Here is an 18,020-nt window from a genome sequence, read left to right as displayed (position 1 = left end):
ATCAACCGTCGCCTTGATCGCGTCCGGCCGACTCCTCTTCGAGCAGCTTGCGCCGCAGCACCTTGCCCGCCATCGTTTTCGGCAGGCTGCTCCTGAATTCGTAAATGCGCGGAACCTTATAGGCGGCGAGGCGCTCCTTGCACCAGGCTTTAAGGTCCGCTTCGGTCAGCTCCGCCCCGGGCTTCAGCACCGCGTACACCTTCACCGTCTCCCCGCGATACGGATCGGGCACGCCGAGCGCGGCGACCTCCTCGATCGCCGGATGCCCGAACAGCACCTCCTCGATCTCCCGGGGAAATATATTGTAGCCGCCCGCGATGATCATATCCTTCATCCGGTCCATGATGTAAAAAAAGCCGTCCTCGTCCATGCGCGCCATGTCGCCTGTGCGCAGCCAGCCGTCCCGCAGCGCCCGCGCCGTCTCCTCCGGCCGGTTCCAGTAGCCCTTCATAACCTGCGGCCCTTTGATTGCAAGCTCGCCCGTCGACCCGATCGGCAAGTCCTCCCCGGTTTCGGGGTCCACGATTTTCGCAAGCGTATCCGTAAAGGGCAGGCCGATCGACCCTTTTTTGCGGTATTCCCAGATGTTGTTCGCATGGGTGACCGGCGAAGCTTCCGTCAGCCCGTAGCCTTCGATAAGCCTGCCGCCGGTGATCGCCTCGAACCGCTCCTGCACCTCGTGAGGCAGCGGGGCGGCGCCGCTGATGCAGACGTTGATCGAGGACAGGTCGTAATCCCGAACCTTCGGATGGTTGATGAGCGCGATATACATCGTCGGGGCGCCGGGAAATACGGTCGGCTTCTGCTTGTCGATAATCCGCAGGATGTCGCCCGCCTCAAATCTCGGCACGAGGATCAGCTCTCCGCCGAGCATGATCGCCTGATTCATGAGCACGGTAAGGCCGAAGACGTGGAAAAAGGGAAGCGCCGCCAAATAACGTTCCCGCCCTGGCTCGCTTTTGTAAAACCACAGGCTCGTTTGAATCGTGTTGGCGACAAGATTGGCGTGCGTAAGCATGACGCCTTTGGCGATGCCGGTCGTGCCCCCGGTATATTGCAGGAGCGCGAGCTCGCGCTCGGCGTCCACCTCCGCATGGATCGGCAGCGGCGGCGTATCGCGCAGAAGCCTGGCGTACCGGTGAATGCGCGGTCCGTAGGACACCTTCCGGTCAAGCCCATCCCGTCTCGCCTTGATCGGGTACAGCCAGCTTTTCGGAAAAGGAAGCCCGTCTTTGATGGAAGTCACGATGATGTGCAAATCGGGCAGCTCTTGCGCCGATTCCTTCACTCTCCGGAACAGCAGATCGAGCGTCAAAACGGCTACGGCGCCCGAGTCCTTGAGCTGGTGCGCGATTTCCCGCTGCACGTACAGCGGGTTCGTCATGACGACGACGCCTCCGGCGAGCAGCGTGCCAAAATAAGCGGCGACGAGCTGCGGACAATTGGGGAGCATAATCGCGACCCGCTCGCCGCGTCCGACGTCAAGCTTCCCCAAGACGCCTGCGAACCGGTACGCCGAGTCCAGCAGCTGTGCATAGGTTATTTTTTTGCCCAGGAAGCTGAGCGCGGTCCGATCGGGATAACGTTCGGCGGACGCGACGAGGAATTCGGCCAGATTGTGCTTCGGGTACGGGCAGGTCCGGGGCACTTCGCCAGGATAGTGTGCATACCAAGGCGCTTGCGGCAAACCCATCACCTCACGGAACGGAGTCTATCGCGGTCCTAGCAGACGTAGCCTTCCTCCCGGATGACGGCCGCCGCGATCTGCCGCTTCAGCGCGATCGTATCGACCGGGCTTCGGCGGGTCAGCTTTTTGAGCGCCGACAGCTGCGTCCGCAGCGAGTCGCCGCTATCCACGGCCGACAGCGTCTCTTTGGCGAGCGCTTCGATCTGCCCGAATGCGTCGTGCGCGAATGCGCGTGTCATGGCGACGGCGAGCGCAGCGCGTTCATCGCCCTGGCGAGCGAGCAGCTTTTTGGCCCGGAGGAGCGCGCTCTCCATCGCGTACAGCTGAATCAGTATGTCGGCCAGCGCCGCGAGCGCTTCTTGCTCCTCCTCAAGCCTAGGACCGTAACGCTGAACGGCGGCCGCGCCCGCCATCAGAAATATTTTTTTGGCCATCGCCGTCAAGTGCGTCTCTTCTTCCAGCGTCCCCTCGAACGTACGTCCCGGCACGAGCTGGAGCAGTTCGCCTTGAAGCGCCTGCGCCGTCTGCAACAGCGGCAGCTGACCCTTAAGCGCCCGCTTCACGAGCGTGCCCGGGATGAGCAGCCGATTGATCTCGTTCGTGCCTTCAAAAATGCGGTTGATGCGGGAATCGCGGTAAATCCGCTCGATTTTGTATTCCTGGATGTAGCCGTAGCCGCCGTGAATTTGAACGCCCTCGTCTGCGACGAAATCCAGCGTCTCCGAGCCGAACACCTTGTTGATCGAGCATTCGATCGCGTACTCCGCGATCGCCCTGGCCGACTCGACGCCGGCATCCGGCGAGGCGAGATCGATACCGGCCAAACCTGCGTCGATGAGCCCGGCGGTACGGTAGATGACGCTCTCGAGCACGTAGGCGCGCACGTTCATCTCGGCCAGCTTCTTCCCCACAAGCGGAAAAGCGGAGATCGGCTTGCCGAACTGGATGCGCTCGTTGGCGTATTTCGCGCTTAATGCGATCGCCTCTTTGGCGCCGCCCAGACAGCCGACGGCAAGCTTGAAGCGGCCGATATTCAATATGTTGAAGGCGATCAGGTGGCCTTTGCCGACGTCCCACAGCAAGTTTTCGGCCGGCACCTTCACGTCTTCGAGCACGAGCGGACGCGTCGAGCTCCCTTTGATGCCCATTTTTTTCTCCTCAGGTCCGACGCTCACCCCCGCCATCGTTCTCTCTACGATAAAAGTGCTGAAATGCTGGCCGTCGACCTTCGCATACACGATGAAGATGTCCGCGAAGCCCGCGTTCGTAATGAACTGCTTCGTGCCGCTGAGCACGAAATGGCTGCCGTCCTCGGACAGCCGGGCCGTCGTCCTGGCCCCAAGCGCGTCCGAGCCCGACGACGGCTCGGTCAGGCAATACGCCGCGAGGAGCCGCCCGCGCGCGAGATCGGGCAAGTACTTTTGCTTCTGCGCCTGCGAGCCGAAGTACACGATCGGCAGCGTGCCGATGCCGACATGCGCGCCGATCGACAGGGCGAAGGAAGCCGCGCGGGACAGCCGCTCGCTGATGAGCGCCGAACTGATCTTGTCGAGGCCGAGACCCCCATAAGCCTCGGGGACGTCCGCGCCGAGCAGGCCGAGCTCCCCGGCCTGGCGCATAAGCTTGACGGTCAGCTCGTAGTCGAGCTTCTCCAGCCGCTCGTCGTGCGGCAGCACGTCGCGTTCGACGAACGCCTCCGTCGTCTCGGCGATCATGCGCTGCTCCTCGGTCAAGTCCTCGGGCGTCGCGACCGACGCGTAGTCGGCGTCCGCGACGACGAAGCCGCCGCCCGCCGTTGTTACGAACGAATTTCCGCTCATTTGCGAGGAACCTCCTTTGAACGCTTAGATGACGTCAATCGTCGCGGTCCGGCTCCGCGCTATGCGGGATACACCTCGAACGCGCCCGCCGCGCCCATGCCGCCGCCGATGCACATCGACACGATCCCGCGCCCGCCTCCGCGGCGGCGCAGCTCGTAGATCAGGCTCGCGGCCAGCTTCGCTCCCGTGCAGCCGAGCGGATGGCCTAGCGCGATCGCGCCGCCGTTCACGTTCACCTTGCCTTCGTCTAGCGCCAGCGCGCGAACGATGTGCAGGCATTGCGAGGCGAACGCCTCGTTGATCTCGAACAGATCGACGTCGGCCATCGACCAGCCGGCCATTCGCACCGCCTTCGGAATCGCTTCGACGGGGCCGACGCCCATGACGTCCGGATCGACGCCGGCCAGGGCGAACGACTTGAACGCGGCGAGCGGCGCGAGCCCGAACGCCTCCGCGCGCTCGCGGCTCATGACGAGCAAAGCGGCGGCGCCGTCGCTCATCTGGGAGGCGTTGCCCGCCGTGACCGTGCCGCCCGCCTTGAAGGCCGGCTTCAGCTTCGCGAGCGCCTCCGGCGTCGTGTCCGGACGGACGCCTTCGTCCGCCTCGAGCACGAGCCGGCGCTCCCAAGGCCTGCCGTCCGCGCCGAAGCCGCGGACCGACGTCGCCACGGGCACCGTCTCCTCCCGAAAGGCGCCGCATGCCTGCGCTTGCGCGGCCTTGCGGTGGCTGTCCGCGGCGAACCGGCCCTGGTCCTCGCGGGAGTTGCCGAAGCGCTCGCCGCCGTTCTCCGCCCTATGGCCCATCGCGATGGAAATGTCCGGGCGTTCGACGGCGATCGCCGGATGCCGCGAAGGCTTGAACCCGGCCATCGGCACATGGCTCATGCTCTCGACGCCGCCCGCGACGATGACGTCGGCGCCGCCTGTCGCGATGCGTTCGACCGCGTAGGCAATCGCTTGCAGCCCGGACGCGCAAAACCGGTTGACCGTGATCGCGGGCACGGCGGACGGAAACCCCGCGTACAGTGACATGATGCGCGCAAAGTTAAGCCCCTGCTCGCCCTCCGGCATCGCGCAGCCGACGATGATGTCCTCGACGTCGCTCTTTGCGACGCCGGGCGCCCGCGCGATGACCGCCTCCAGCACGGTCCGGCCCAGGTCTTCGGCGCGCGTATGGACGAAGCTTCCCTTTTTGGCGCGGCCGACGGGCGTGCGTGCGGCCGACACGATGACTGCCTCTCTCATGGGACATTCGGCCCCCTTCGCTCCTCGTTAGTTGCGCAGCGCCTTGCCCTTGGCGAGCATATGCTGCATTCGCTGCTGCGTTTTCGGCTCGCCGCACAGGCTGAGGAACGCCTCGCGTTCCAGATCCAGCATGTATTGCTCGGTCACGTAAGTGCCGGCCGGCACGTCGCCGCCTGCCAGCACATGCGCGAGCTTGCCGGCGATGAGCAGGTCGTGATCGCTGATGTACCCGCTCGTATGCATGCCGCGCGCCCCGAGCTTCATGACCGCCTTCCCCTCCGCGCCGACGACGCGGATTCGCTCCGGCACAGGCGCAGGAATACCTGCCTGGGCGAGCCGTAGCGCGCTTTTTTTCGCTTCGTAGATCAATCGCTCCTGGCTCATCACGATCCGGTCCCCCGGCCTAAGGTAGCCGAGCTTTCTCGCGTCGTGCGCGCTCGTCGACACCTTGGCCGTGCCGATGTTGAGGAATAGCCGGTTGACGTGCGGCTGCAGGTCGATCTCCGGATCCGCATTCGCCTGGCTGATCCGCAGCGTGAGCTCCTTGCAGCCGCCGCCCGCCGGGATCAGGCCGCCGCCGGCTTCGACGAGGCCGAAGTATGTCTCGGCCAGCATCGCGATCTCGTCCGCAGGCAGGCACACCTCCACGCCGCCGCCGAGCGCCATCCGGTGCGGGGCCGCCACGACCGGCTTTTCGAACCGCTTCAGCTTCGTCATCGTGTCCTGGAACAGGCGGATGATCGCGTCCACTTCATCCCATTCCTCGTCCTGCGCCTCCATCAGAAGCAGCATCAGGTTGGCGCCGACGCAGAAGTTGCGACCTTCGTTCGCGATGACGAGCGCGTCATAGTTGCGCCGCACCTCCTCGACGCTCTCCCCGATCATCGTCAGAATGTCGCCGCCGATCGCATTGCTTCGCGAATGGAATTCGAGCGCCGCCACGCCGTCGCCGACGTCGATCAGGCTCGCGCCGGCGTTCGACCGCACGACCCGTCCCCGCTCCTTGAGCGCGCGCAGCGAGATCGCCTCCGGCCGCTCCTCGAGCTCGCGATAGGCGCCCCGGTACGCATAGGCGCTACGGCCTTCCACCCGGCGATAAAACGACTTGTGTCCCGCCGCGATCCATTCCTTCACCCAGGCCGGCAAGGCCGTGCCCTCCGCTTCCATCCGCGCCGCGGTCTTGACAAGCCCGATCGCGTCCCACAGCTCGAACGGCCCGAGCTCCCAGTTGAAGCCCCACCGCATCGCTTTGTCGACGTCGTCTACCGTGTCCGCGATCTCGCCGACCTTTTCCGCCGAGTAGACGAGCGTTTGCTTCAAAATTTGCCATGCCAGCGCCGCGTACCGGTCCTTCCCGCCGAGCAGCGCCTTCGTCTTTTCCTTCGCTCCTTTCGCGGCCGCAGCCGCCTCCAATGAAGCCCCGCGCGGTTTGACGGCTTGAACGTACGTCATCGTGGACGGATCGAGCGACAAAATTTCGCTGCCCGCCGCGCCTTTCGCTTTTTTGTAAAAACCGGCGCCCGCCTTTTCGCCGATCCAGCCTCGCTCCGCCAGCTCCAGCAACAGCTTCGGCGGCGCGAACGCCGCCTTTTCCGCCGGATCGTCCGTCTTCTCGAACACATTGTTTGCCACGTGAAGGAACGTGTCGATGCCGACCAGGTCGAGCGTGTGCAGCGTCGCGCTTTTCGGACGGCCGATCGCCGGCCCGGTGACGGCATCCACCTCCTCAACCGTAAAGCCGCCGGCCTCCATCGCCTGCAGCGTCGCGAGCAGTCCGTAGGTGCCGATCCGGTTGGCGACGAAGTTGGGCGTATCCTTGGCGACGACGACGCCTTTGCCCAGGACGCGTTCGGCGAATGCGGCCATCCCGCTCACGATCGCCGGGTCGGTGCGGTCGCCGGGGACGAGTTCGAGCAGCTTCATGTAACGGGGCGGATTAAAGAAGTGCGTGCCGAGAAAATGCGTTTTGAACGCCTCGCTTCGCCCTTCGGCCATCTCCCGGATCGAGATGCCCGACGTGTTGGAGCTGACGACGACGCCCGGTCGCCAATGACGCTCGATTCGCTGGAGCACGTCGCGCTTCACGGACAGCTTTTCGACGACGACCTCGATCACCCAGTCGACATCCCGAATGCGATGCAGGTCGTCGTCGAGATTGCCGGGTTCGATCAAGCCTGCGAAAGTGTCGTCGTAAAAGGGCGCCGGATGAACGGAAGGCAGCCTCGCGAGCGCGCCGGCCGCCAGCCGGTTGCGAACCGCGGGATCGGCGAGCGTGAGCCCCCTGGCTTCCTCTTCCGGCGAGAGCGAATCGGGAACGATGTCGAGGAGCAAGCTCGGAATGCCTGCGTTTGCCAGATGCGCGGCGATGCTCGCCCCCATGACGCCCGAGCCGACGACCGCCGCTTTTCCGATCTTCAGTGCCATGCGGCAATTCCTCCTTATCCGGGTTCAAGCATTGAGCTTTAAGGCGCGCCGAATACCGCCAGCTCCAAAATTTCCGCCACGTCCCTCGCCTTGACCCGGTCTTCCGCTTCCTTTTGCTTCGTGCCGTCCTCGAGCATCGTCAAGCAGTACGGGCACGCGCTCCCGATCATCGACGGCTGCGTCCTCAGCGCCTGCTCCGTCCGCGCGACATTAACCCGTTTGCCCGCCGTTTCCTCCATCCACATCAAGCCGCCGCCCGCCCCGCAGCACATCGCGTTTTCGCGCGTACGGTCCATTTCCAGCAGCTCAAGTCCTTCGATCGCGCGCAAAATATGCCGCGGCTGGTCGTACACGCCGTTGTAGCGGCCGAGATAGCAGGAGTCGTGATAGACGACGCGTTCCTTGACCGGATGTGAAGGCGCAAGCCTCCCTTCCTGCAGCAGCCGGTCGAGCAGCTGCGTATGATGCAGCACCTCCACCCCTTCCAGGCCGAATTCGGGGTATTCGTTTTTCAGCGTGTTAAACGTGTGCGGACAGGCGGTAACGATCCGGCGAACGCCATATTTGCGGAAGGTGTCGATGTTGTCCGCGCACAGCTGCTGGAACAGCAGCTCGTTTCCCATCCGCCGCGGAGTATCGCCCGAATTTTTTTCCTCGTTGCCGAGAATCGCGAAGTTAACGCCCGCCTCGTGCAGCAGCCGAACGAAGGCGCGCGATATTTTGCGGCTGCGGCTGTCGTACGAGCCCATCGAGCCGACAAAAAACAGGATGTCGAAGCCCGGATTGTCCTTGACCGTCGGCACCGCGATGCCGCCGATCTCTCCGGTCCATCCGGCCCGGTCGTTTCTGCTGATGCCCCACGGATTGCCCTGGCGCTCGATGTTTTGCATCGCGCGCTGCGCCTCCTGCGGCACGCTGCCTTCCGTCAGGACGAGATAACGCCTCAGGTCGACGATCTTGTCGACATGCTCGTTGCCGACGGGACATTGATCCTCGCAGTTGCGGCAGGTCGTGCACGCCCAAATTTCCGACTCGCTTATGACGTTGCCGATGAGCGACACCTCCTCCGGCATGCGATTCATTTCGGCGGTCCAACTTTCCCGCTGCCAGTCCAGCGTCGGCCGAATATCGGTGACCGCGCCGCCGGCTGCGTTTTCCTTCCAACGGGGATTCGGACCAAAGTCCGACGCCGGTGCCCCGGACATGCTGTGAGCGCTTACATGAGAAAACGCAAAAGCGGGCACCCACGGCGACTTGCTCGTGATCGCGGCTCCCTTTTCGGTAAGATGATCCCGCAGCTTCGTGATGAGATGCATCGGCGACAGCGCCTTGCCGGTGCCGGAGGCCGGACACACGTTCGTACACCTGCCGCACTCCACGCACGCGTAAAAATCGAGCATTTGCCCGCTGCGAAAATCTTCGATCCGCCCGACGCCGAACGACTCGGCCGTCTCGTCCTCGAGATCGAGCTTGCTCAGCTTGCCGACGGGCTCGGCCCGGCCGAGGAACAGATTGATCGGCGCGGTAATCAGATGAAAATGCTTCGACTGCGGCACATAAACGAGAAACGTCAGCAAAACGACGAGATGCGCCCACCAGCAGACGTAAAACGAGGCCTTGGCAGCGGCAGGCGTCAGGCCGGACGCGGCTTCGGCGATCAGCGAGGATGCCGGCGCGTACGCAGAAACGCCGAGTCCCTCCCAGGCGCGGTGGAAGCCGAGTGACAGCAGCACGGTCAGCATCAGGGCGCCGATGAGGAGCAGCACGATCGCGGGCTTCCCGCCACGCTTGAGGCGCGCCAGCTTCTCGCCGTATCGGCGGTATGCCGCATATCCGGCTGCGATCAGGACGAACAGCGCGGCGATCTCCTGCGTCAATCCGAAGACGCGGCGACCCGGGATCGGAAGCGGCTCGCCGCCCGACAGCCCGGCGTAGATCAGGTCGAGCGCGCCGAATTGAAGCACGAGGAAGCCGTAAAAGACGACCAGATGCATGATCCCGCTTCGGCGATCCTTCAGCAGCTTCGAGTGTCCGAGCGCCTGCAACAGCGCCTCGCGGATTCGGCCGCGCCAGTCCGGCCGCTTGCCTGAAGGCTTTCCCAGCTCGACGTAGGCGTAGCGGCGAGAGACCGCCTGGCAGAACAAAGTAATGGCATAACCCGTGACGAGCAGAAACAGCGTATAGTGCAGCCAGGACAGCAGCATAAGCCTCCTCCCTCCTTCCTCCTTCCGAGTAGCTCCCTGCATGCGTACCCGCCAGTGTCGGGCGGCGGCGAAGATCCCGGTTCATTTTTCGCCGGCTCTTAAATATAGATCTAGAAATGAATGAGTATTCATTTCATTTTTAGACGCACTTGTTCGGGAGGCGGGCGCATGACGGTCGGCAGGCTGCATAAGTTTGAAGGGATTTTGGACGCGGCCGTGAAGGTATTCGCCGAGCACGGGTATCGCGGATCGCAAATCTCGCGGATCGCGAAGGAAGCCGGGGTCGCTGACGGTACGATCTATTTATATTTCAAAAACAAGGAGGATATCCTCGTTTCGTTGTTCCGGGAACGGCTCGGCGGACTGATCGGCAAGTTCGAAGCATCCGTACGCGCGTCGAAGACGGCCGAGGAGGCGCTGCGCATCTTGTGCGAGCTTCACTTCGCCGAGCTCGAGCGACACCCCCTGCTCGCGCATGTCACGCAGATCGAGCTGCGGCAGAGCGCGATCGAGCTGCGCAAAGAGATCGGCAAGACACTGAAGCCTTACCTGCTCCTCATTGAGAGCGTGCTCGTCCAAGGCATTGCGTCCGGTGCGTTCAGGCCGGAGCTCGACGTGAAGCTGACGCGCCAGCTGATCTTCGGCGCGATGGACGAGGCGGTGTCGTCCTGGCTGCTGTCGGATCGCAAGTATTCGCTGGCGGCGCAGGTCGACGGCACGGTCGATTTTTTTCTGCGCGCGCTGAGGGCCTGAGCGGGTGATGCGCAATGGGCTTTAGACAATCAGTAGGGTCATCCCTTTTCGAGAGGAGCATGTCCGATGCATATCGCGGTACTGCTGAAGCAAACGTTCGATACCGAGGAAAAAATTGTCTTGCAGGGCGGTCTGGTAGTCGAGGAAGGCGTGAAATTCGTCATTAATCCATACGACGAATATGCAGTCGAGGAGGCGATCCGGCTCAAAGAGACCCATGGCGGGCAGGTGACGGCGCTCTCGCTCGGTCCGGCCAGAGTCGCCGAAGCGCTGCGCACGGCGCTTGCGATGGGGGCGGACGAGGCGATCTGGATCGACGATGCCGGCATCCCGCAGGACGAATTCGCATGCGCCGAGGCGATCGCCGCCGCCTTGCGGCAGCTACGCTGCGATCTCGTGCTCGGCGGCAGCTTCTCCGTCGACACCGGCGGCGGCCAGGTCGCCGTCCGCGTCGCGTGCGCGCTCGGTCTGCCGTACGTCACTTCGGTCACGAAGCTGACGGTGAACGGCGGGACGGCAAGCGTCGAGCGGGATGCCGAGGGGGACGTCGAGCGGATCGAAGTCCGCTTGCCGGCGTTGTTCACGGCGCAGCAAGGGTTAAACGAGCCGCGTTATCCGTCGCTGCCCGGCATCATGAAGGCGAAAAAAAAGCCCTTCAAGTCGCTGACAGCGGACGATCTGGGCATGGCGGGATGGCACGATGCGGCGAGAACCGCCCGCGTCTCGTTGTCGCTGCCGCAAGGTCGGCAAGCCGGGCAGCTGCTGCAGGGGGACCCGCGGGTACAGGCGGAAGCGCTCGCCGGTTTGCTGCGCGCCGGGCTCCAAACGAGATGACGCTTTTCGATCCGCCATCGCCATGAAGGAGGAAAAACGGGATGAGCAAAACGTATTTGATCGTGGCGGAGCACCGGGACGGCAAGCTTCGCCGCGTGACGCTGGAAGCGCTCCGGGCGGCTGCGGCCGTCGCGGACGCAGGAGACGCCGTCCATGCCGCACTGCTGGGCGAAAGCTTGGACGGTCTGGCTGAGGAGCTGACCGTCTACCCGCTCGCGCAGGTGCATGCGATCGAGGGCGAGGCGCTGCGGCACTATAATCCGGAAGCGTACGTCCGGGCGCTCGTTCCGCTGCTCGACTCGCTGCGGCCGGACGGCCTGTTCCTCGGGCATACGGCGCTGGGGCGCGACCTGGCGCCTGCGCTTGCGGCCAAATTGTCCGCGGGTCAAATCTCGGACGTGACCGCGATCGAACGGGACGTCGACGAGACGCGGTTCGTGCGTCCCATATATGCAGGGAAGGCGATCGAGCGCAGGACGTTTGCCGCTTATCCGCAGGTGGTGACGATCCGGCCCAACAATATGCCTGCGGCCGAGCCGCGATTGGGCGGCGAAGCCGCAACTATCGTTAAGCGGACGGCGGCGCCCGCGGCGGATCTGCGCACCGTCGTCAGGGATATCGTCCGCAAAACCGCGGGCAGGATCGATCTGACGGAGGCGGCCATCGTCGTCGCGGGCGGGCGCGGCGTAAAAAGCGCGGAAGGCTTCCGGCCGCTCGAAGAGCTGGCGGAGCTGCTGGGCGGCGCCGTCGGGGCGTCGCGCGGCGCCTGCGATGCCGGCTATTGCGACTACGGCCTGCAAATCGGCCAGACGGGCAAAGTCGTCACGCCCGAGATCTACATCGCCTGCGGGATCAGCGGCGCGATCCAGCATCTGGCCGGCATGAGCGGCTCGCGCATCATCGTAGCGATCAACAAAGATCCGGAAGCGCCGATCTTTGGCGTCGCGGACTACGGCATCGTCGGCGATCTGTTCGAAGTCGTGCCGCTGCTTACGGAGGCGCTGCGCGAGGCGATCGCCGGATGAAGCGATGCGCCGTGCCGAAGTCGTCGGCGCGGCGCGTTCGCTTTTTATTTTGCGGGCGAGCTATACCTTCATCCCCGCTCCGGAGCCTGTCCGCAGCAGCCAAAGCTCCAGACCGAGCGTCTTATCCACGCGACCTGTCTTCATCTCGTAGTCAAGCTCGGCGAGGCCGCCGAGGAGCGCGGTCAGCCGCTCGATGGTGAACGCCTTGGCCTGATCCGCCGTTACCTTGACCCCGTAGGGGTGCATGCCAAGCTGGCCCGCCATCTGCTGGGGCGAATAGCCTTGCTTGCCCAGCTCCTTCACGTACAGCATGCTGCGGAACTGCCTGACGAGCAGCGCGGTCAGCTTGATCGGCTCCTCGCGGCGCCTGAGCAGATCATGATACAACGCGATCGCTTTGTCGGTCCGCAGCGACGCGATCTCCTCCGTCAGCTTGAACACGCTCTGCTCGACGCCGGCCGGCACGAGCTCGGCGACGGCGGCTGCCGTCACCGTGCCGCCTCCGCCCGCATGCAGACACAGCTTGTCCGTCTCTGCGGACAGCGCGCCCATCTCCGTGCCCGCGCGGCGAATCAGCTCCTCCGCTGCGGCACGATCCATCGTACGGCCCTGCTTGGCCGCGCGGCCCGAGATCCACTGGAGCAGCTCGTCCGGACCGAGCGGCGCAAAATTAACGGCGATGCCTTCCTGCTTGGCCGACTTCGACGTCTTCTTGCGCTCGTCGAGCTTGTCGTGCGGCACGAAAAAGACGAGCACCGTCGTCTCGAACGGCTGGCGCATATACGAGAGCAGCCGCTCGGGCCGATGCTCCGTCTTCGCGGACTCCTTGGCCGAGCCGAATACGACGCTGTCCCGCACCAGCACCAGCTTGCTCGGCACGAGAAACGGCATCGTTTCCGCCTCTTCCAAAATGACGTCGAGCGAATGCTCCGCCGTATCGAAGCGCACGATCGCCATGTCGCGATGCTCGGGCTCGGCGACTGCGGCTGCGAGCCGCTCCGCGAACTCGTTCATGCGGTAGCTCTCCGTGCCGTAGCATATGTACACGGGACGAATCTGTCCGTCCCGAATTTCCTTAAAAGCTTGTCTCGATTCCATTCCGACCACCTCGCACCCATTATACAGCAAAGAGACCGCACCCGTTAACGGCAGGCGCGATCTCTTTGTCCTTGGAATCTATGTCAACGTTCGACGTGCAAGCCCATGGTGCCTGCGCGAACGATCGTGACTGCGCCTCCAGGGGGCGCGGCGGCTTTTATAATCCCACTATACGCGGCAGCGGCTCGATTGGTGACGACCGTTCAGCGCGCCTGCTCGCGATTTTCTTTGGCGTTCCACCACAGGTCCGTCGCCTTGCCGGAGGCGTCCGTCCAGGTATAATACAAATCCTGTCCGTCCTGCCCCCAGGAGACGTCGGACACCGTGCCGTCGCGCTTGTCGCTCTCGAAAATCGTCCCGGAACCGTCGGTCTTGACGATCCGCAGGCCGCCCTGATACGCAACCGCCGTCAGCTTGCCCTCGGGCGATGCCCATGAAGGCAGGGACTGTTCCGCTGCCGAAAAGGTGACGTTCGGCACGGCGGCAAGCGAGGGCGCTTCCGTAGCGGGAGGCGCGTCGGATGCTGCGCCTTCCGCATTGCGCGTAATTTTATCCGACTTGTCCATTACGTCTGCCGACGCGGCAGCCGAAGCCGAAGGCGAGGGTGCAAGGCCTAGCTGTTCGTCTCCGATCGGCACGTCGTCTCCGCTCGCAACGGGCGGCGCGACGTCCTGATTCGCGTCAGGCGTCTGCGTCTTGATCTTGGCCGTCGGCACGGCGCCGGCTGAACCGTCCGAAGTACCGGACTCGCCGCCGCCGGCGGATCCGTGCATATTCGTGCCGCTGACGGACGCGTTGCTATCGTCCGCCGAGCCCTCGACCGAGTTCGAACTTTGGCTCTGTTCGCTGGAGGCGCTTGCGCCGTCGTCGGCCATTTCCGGCACGGCTTTGTCGTTCATTACGCTTTTGCGCAGCATGCTGGACGGGGCCTCATCCGTCGCGGAACCGGCCGCCGACTCCTGCTGCAGGGCCGCCTTTTGCTGATCCGACTGCAGCGAGAACGGCTGGGCGATCAGCAAGACGCCCGCCACTACGCCGGCCGCGACAACCGCGGCCAGGCCGCGGTAGACGGACTTGCGGCTGCCCGTCCTGCGGGAGCGCGGCTCGTATGCGGCTTCGGCGGCCGGCGCTTCCTCGGCGTCCGGTGCCGGATCCGGCACGAGGCGCTCCAGCTGGGGCAGGATCGCGTCGACCAGGCTGTATTTGGGAGTGACATGCGGCAGCTGTGTCAGTTCCTCGGACAGCCGCGTCAGCCGTTCGAGGAGCGCGGCGCACTCCGGATAGTTCTGCAGGTACATTTGCAAGCGCGACGACTCTTCCTCGTTCAGATCGCCGTCGATCGAACGCTGCACAAGCTCCATCCCCTCTTCGCGGTTCATCCCCGGACACCCCCTTTGCGATAGTCATGAAGCAATGTCTGCAGTTGTTGCCGGGCGCGGAATAAGTAAGACTTGACCGTATTAAGCGGCAAGTTGAGCGAATCGGCGATTTCGTTATAAGAAAAATCCTGCAGATAACGAAGCACGACCACGGTGCGGTGGTGCTCCGGAAGCTTGCCGATCGCTTCGCGAATATCTTCGGAAGCGTAGCCGCTCATCACCTCGGCCTCGACGTCTTCGTTTGCCTGAAATACCAGTTCATGTTCGTCGATCGAAACGGAAGGACGTTTGCGACGAAACTTGTCGATGCATATGTTCGTGACGATGCGCTGAACCCACGTGCGGAATTGCGCCTTTTCTTCGTAGGAATTGATCTTCGTGTATACCCGAATCAATGCTTCCTGCGCGGCGTCCATCGCATCCTGCTCGTGGTTAAGCAAATAATAGGCCGTACGGTAAACCTGGTGTTCGATCTCGCGAAGCAGCGCGACGAGCGCTTCCCGATCGCCGGCCTGCGCAGCTCTGATCAATTCCGGCTCCACCACGGGAGATCCTCCTTCTCTCGCATCCCCTCTGACGCAAGCGCGCGCCAAAAGGTTGCAAAAAACGCTAGGTATAATTTCACAAAAAAAGAAAGGCGTGAACGCCCTTCGAAAACGTATGTGTCCCAAAATTCGGTATTGCTCTATATACTCGGCGGGCAGCCGAAAAGTTGTGAAATAAGTCCCGTTCCAGTCTATCATACGCGGCGCATTTTGTCCTCAGGGACGCTTCGCGCGCCGCTCAAGCCGGCCGTCCGGCCGGATGCGATAGGCGATCTCGCCCTGGATATCGGTCCGCTCGAGCGTGGCGCCGGACCGCAAAATCCGATCGACGACCTCGGCGTGCGGGTGTCCGTACAAATTGTTTTTGCCGGCCGACACGACGACCTCGGACGGCTGCCACCAAGCAAGCCAAGCTGCGGTCGTCGACGTTTTGCTGCCGTGATGCCCTGCCTTCAGCACGTCGACCGCGCGCGCCTCCCCGCCTTGCCGGCGAAGCTCCCCAAGCACCGCGGCTTCGCCGGCCGCCTCCAGATCGCCGGAGAGCATGAACACGCGGCCGTAAATCGCGAGATGCAGCACGACGCTCCTGTCGTTCTGCGCGTCGACCGTCGGTATCCGATCGTCGTCCGGCATCCTCGGCGGATATAGCGCCTCGATCGTGGTGGACGCGTCCGGCTGCCATGCGGCGCCGGCTTGGACCGCATACATCGGAATACCCGCGTCTTGCGCCTCATGATATAGACGAAGGACGTCCTCATCCGGTTTAATCGTTCCGTTGAATAAGATGCGCCCGACCTGCAGCTCTCGGATAATCGCGTGCGCGCCGCCGATGTGATCCGCATCCAGATGCGTCAGCACGAGCGCGTCCAAACGTCGGATGCCCCGCTGCTTCAGCAGCGGAACGAGCGTCTTGCGGCCGACCTCGTAAGGGTCTTTGCGCAGACGCCACGGCTCCTTCGGCGCGCCGAACGCGACCGTGCCGCCCGCGTCGACGAGCACGTGGCGGCCGCTTCCGGTCGTGATCAGAATGCTGTCGCCCTGACCGACGTCGAGAAAGGAGACGGCTGCCGTTCGATCGAGCTTGACGGGCGGCGCTTCCCAGACAAACATGCCGATCCAGCCAAACGCAAGGATCGCTGCGGTCAGTCGTCGACTACGTTGCGCGCTTAACGACGGGCGAATGTCCGACCGTTGCCAGGCAGCCGCCGATGGCGCTCCCGGCAGCCCGATGCGCCGGTCGGAAGCGGCGCCGCCCGAAGCTGCGGCGGCGGACGTTCCGCCGCGCCCGGCGTGCAGCGGCTCCGTCCAGTCGCCTCCCTTCTGCTCGCTCTCGGCATAAGCGGCGATCCGCCCAGCGCGCTCGGCCGGATCGAACGGATCGGCTGCCGCCAGTTGGGCAGCGGCAGCTTCGGACGTCGCTGCAGCCTCGGCGCGTTGCCGGAGCGAGCGGCGGGCGAAGGCCAGCGTCGCCAGCAGCAGCGCATAGAAGGCAAGCACCCAAATCAAGCCGGGTTGCTGCCAAACCGTCGAAAGCGCCTTGACCGCCCCCAGCCCTTCGGTTGCCGCAAAGGTCGCGCGGTTGCATAGCGTCGCAAGCTTGGCGGGAACGAGGCCGATCGGCAGCCAGACGGCGCCCAGCGCCAGCGCCGCCATCCCGAGCGGCATGACGACGAAGCTGATAAAGGGCACGAGCACGAGGTTCGCGAGCAGCGACAGCAGATGCAGCTGGTGAAAATAAAAAGCAGTGACCGGGAATGAAAAAAGCTGGGCGGTCAAAGCGACCGCGAGCGAAGAACGGACGAACGGCGAGCGGATGCGGAGAGCAAGCACCTCCGTCATGACCGGCACGCAGAGCAAAAGGCCCGCGGTCACGATAAAGGAAAGCTGAAAGCTAACGTCCTCCACGACAGCCGGACGCCAGACGACCATGATGAGCGCGGACGCGGCAAGCAAGTGCAGCCCGTCCTTCAGCTTGCCCTGCCGCGCGAGCCACAGGGCGATCATCGACATGAGACAGGCGCGGACGGCCGACGGAGAAGCACCGGTGAGCAGCATGTAGACCGGCATCGCCGACGCCGCGAAAGCAAGCGTTCGCTCCCGGGTCCAGCGCACGAGCTTGCCCAGCATCAATAAAATGTAAACGACGACGGCGACGTGAAGGCCGGATATGGCGAGCACATGCGTTAGCCCGAGCCGGGAAAAGTCGTCGTATTGCTCCGGATCAATGTCGTCCGCGATGCCGGCTACCAGCCCCTTCATATATCCGGCGTCCGCGTCGCCATACAACCGATCCGTCAACCGTCCGATCGCCTCCCGGGATTCGTCGAACCAGCCAAGCGCCCGGTCCTTGAACGACAAGCCGCCCGGCTGCCAAGAGACGGCATCGGCGCCTTTGGCGAATACCGTCCAATAGATATTCTGCCGGTTCAAATACCGTCTGTAGTCGAAGCCGCCGAAATTGCCCGCGTCGGCAGGGAGCTTGAGTTCGCCGGCGACCTCGACGGCGATGCCGCGCTTCCAGGATGCCGCGACAGCAAGCTCGTTTTCGGCGGACAGCCTGACGCGTATCAGCAGCTTCTCGTCGATGCTCACTTCCGCCCCGTCCTCCGATCGGACGAGACGCGCGCGAATCGGAAACGTCACCATATCGCCGTCGATCGCCGCCGGCTCGAGCAGCCGGCCCGTCGCGATCGCCGATCTGCCTTCCGGCGCCGTCCATGCCGCAGTCAGGTTGGAGCCGTTTCCCGCTTCGCTCCATATCCGCAAGCCCGTCGACAGGAGCAAGGCCAGCGCGCACAACGCGCCCGTACGAAGCCGAATTCGCCCCGCAAGGACGAAGGCTGCCAGCGCCGCGACAATACCGATATAGACGAGTACCGCGGGCATGCCCTGCCTGATCGACCAGACGCCGCTGCCCGCGACCCAGAACCCCGCTGCGCATACGAGCGGCCTGCGATCCATCGTTGCACCCTCCTCTCTTAAAAATAAAAGAACCCTGCGCGTTTAA

Annotated in this window: 12 protein-coding genes; 3 read left to right on the top strand and 9 right to left on the bottom strand. The window is 63.8% G+C overall.

Annotated elements, in window-relative coordinates; translation table 11 throughout:
* Position 1 precedes the first annotated feature (1 nt).
* The 5 genes from KVT38_RS16715 to KVT38_RS16695 are packed head-to-tail and all read right to left on the bottom strand — an operon-like array spanning position 2 to position 9,379.
* Entirely contained in the window at positions 2-1,693 is a 1,692-nt protein-coding gene (locus KVT38_RS16715) for a long-chain-fatty-acid--CoA ligase (protein WP_217594869.1), read from the bottom strand.
* 29 nt (positions 1,694-1,722) lie between these two features.
* Positions 1,723-3,507, bottom strand: a complete 1,785-nt coding sequence (locus KVT38_RS16710; RefSeq protein ID WP_217594868.1) for an acyl-CoA dehydrogenase family protein — start codon at positions 3,505-3,507, stop codon at positions 1,723-1,725.
* A 59-nt stretch (positions 3,508-3,566) separates the two neighbouring features.
* Positions 3,567-4,751, bottom strand: coding sequence for an acetyl-CoA C-acyltransferase (locus KVT38_RS16705; protein WP_217594867.1), 1,185 nt, complete (start codon positions 4,749-4,751; stop codon positions 3,567-3,569).
* Between the two features lie 27 nt (positions 4,752-4,778).
* Positions 4,779-7,175, bottom strand: coding sequence for a 3-hydroxyacyl-CoA dehydrogenase/enoyl-CoA hydratase family protein (locus tag KVT38_RS16700; RefSeq protein WP_217594866.1), 2,397 nt, complete (start codon positions 7,173-7,175; stop codon positions 4,779-4,781).
* Positions 7,176-7,213: 38 nt separating this feature from the next.
* A complete protein-coding gene (locus tag KVT38_RS16695) occupies positions 7,214-9,379 on the bottom strand; it encodes a heterodisulfide reductase-related iron-sulfur binding cluster (RefSeq protein ID WP_217594865.1) in 2,166 nt (721 codons plus the stop codon).
* A 168-nt stretch (positions 9,380-9,547) separates the two neighbouring features.
* On the opposite strand from KVT38_RS16695, the gene KVT38_RS16690 reads away from it, so the two are divergent.
* The 3 genes from KVT38_RS16690 to KVT38_RS16680 all read left to right on the top strand — a co-directional run bounded on the left by KVT38_RS16690 (position 9,548) and on the right by KVT38_RS16680 (position 11,991).
* Positions 9,548-10,132, top strand: coding sequence for a fatty acid metabolism transcriptional regulator FadR (locus KVT38_RS16690; RefSeq protein ID WP_217594864.1), 585 nt, complete (start codon positions 9,548-9,550; stop codon positions 10,130-10,132).
* Between the two features lie 66 nt (positions 10,133-10,198).
* Positions 10,199-10,966 (top strand): electron transfer flavoprotein subunit beta/FixA family protein, encoded by a 768-nt coding sequence (locus KVT38_RS16685; protein WP_217594863.1) that lies wholly within the window; start codon positions 10,199-10,201, stop codon positions 10,964-10,966.
* A 41-nt stretch (positions 10,967-11,007) separates the two neighbouring features.
* Entirely contained in the window at positions 11,008-11,991 is a 984-nt protein-coding gene (locus KVT38_RS16680; protein WP_217594862.1) for an electron transfer flavoprotein subunit alpha/FixB family protein, read from the top strand.
* Positions 11,992-12,051: 60 nt separating this feature from the next.
* Here the strand turns inward: KVT38_RS16680 and holA are convergent, their stop codons facing one another.
* The 4 genes from holA to KVT38_RS16660 form a co-directional block, all read right to left on the bottom strand.
* Entirely contained in the window at positions 12,052-13,089 is a 1,038-nt protein-coding gene (gene holA, locus KVT38_RS16675) for a DNA polymerase III subunit delta (RefSeq protein ID WP_217594861.1), read from the bottom strand.
* A 203-nt stretch (positions 13,090-13,292) separates the two neighbouring features.
* Entirely contained in the window at positions 13,293-14,468 is a 1,176-nt protein-coding gene (locus KVT38_RS16670; RefSeq protein ID WP_217594860.1) for an anti-sigma factor family protein, read from the bottom strand.
* Entirely contained in the window at positions 14,465-15,013 is a 549-nt protein-coding gene (locus KVT38_RS16665; protein WP_217594859.1) for an RNA polymerase sigma factor, read from the bottom strand. Before KVT38_RS16665 ends, KVT38_RS16670 begins: the two co-directional genes overlap by 4 nt.
* A 216-nt stretch (positions 15,014-15,229) precedes the next feature.
* The gene (locus tag KVT38_RS16660; protein ID WP_217594858.1) at positions 15,230-17,974 is read right to left on the bottom strand and encodes a ComEC/Rec2 family competence protein; all 2,745 of its coding nucleotides are present in this window, start codon (positions 17,972-17,974) and stop codon (positions 15,230-15,232) included.
* Positions 17,975-18,020 lie beyond the last annotated feature (46 nt).

It is taken from the genome of Cohnella sp. GbtcB17 (genome assembly GCF_019091135.1).
Classification (GTDB): domain Bacteria; phylum Bacillota; class Bacilli; order Paenibacillales; family Paenibacillaceae; genus Cohnella.
Note: the sequence above shows the minus strand (reverse complement) of the source record. Positions and strands in the feature narration are given on the sequence as shown.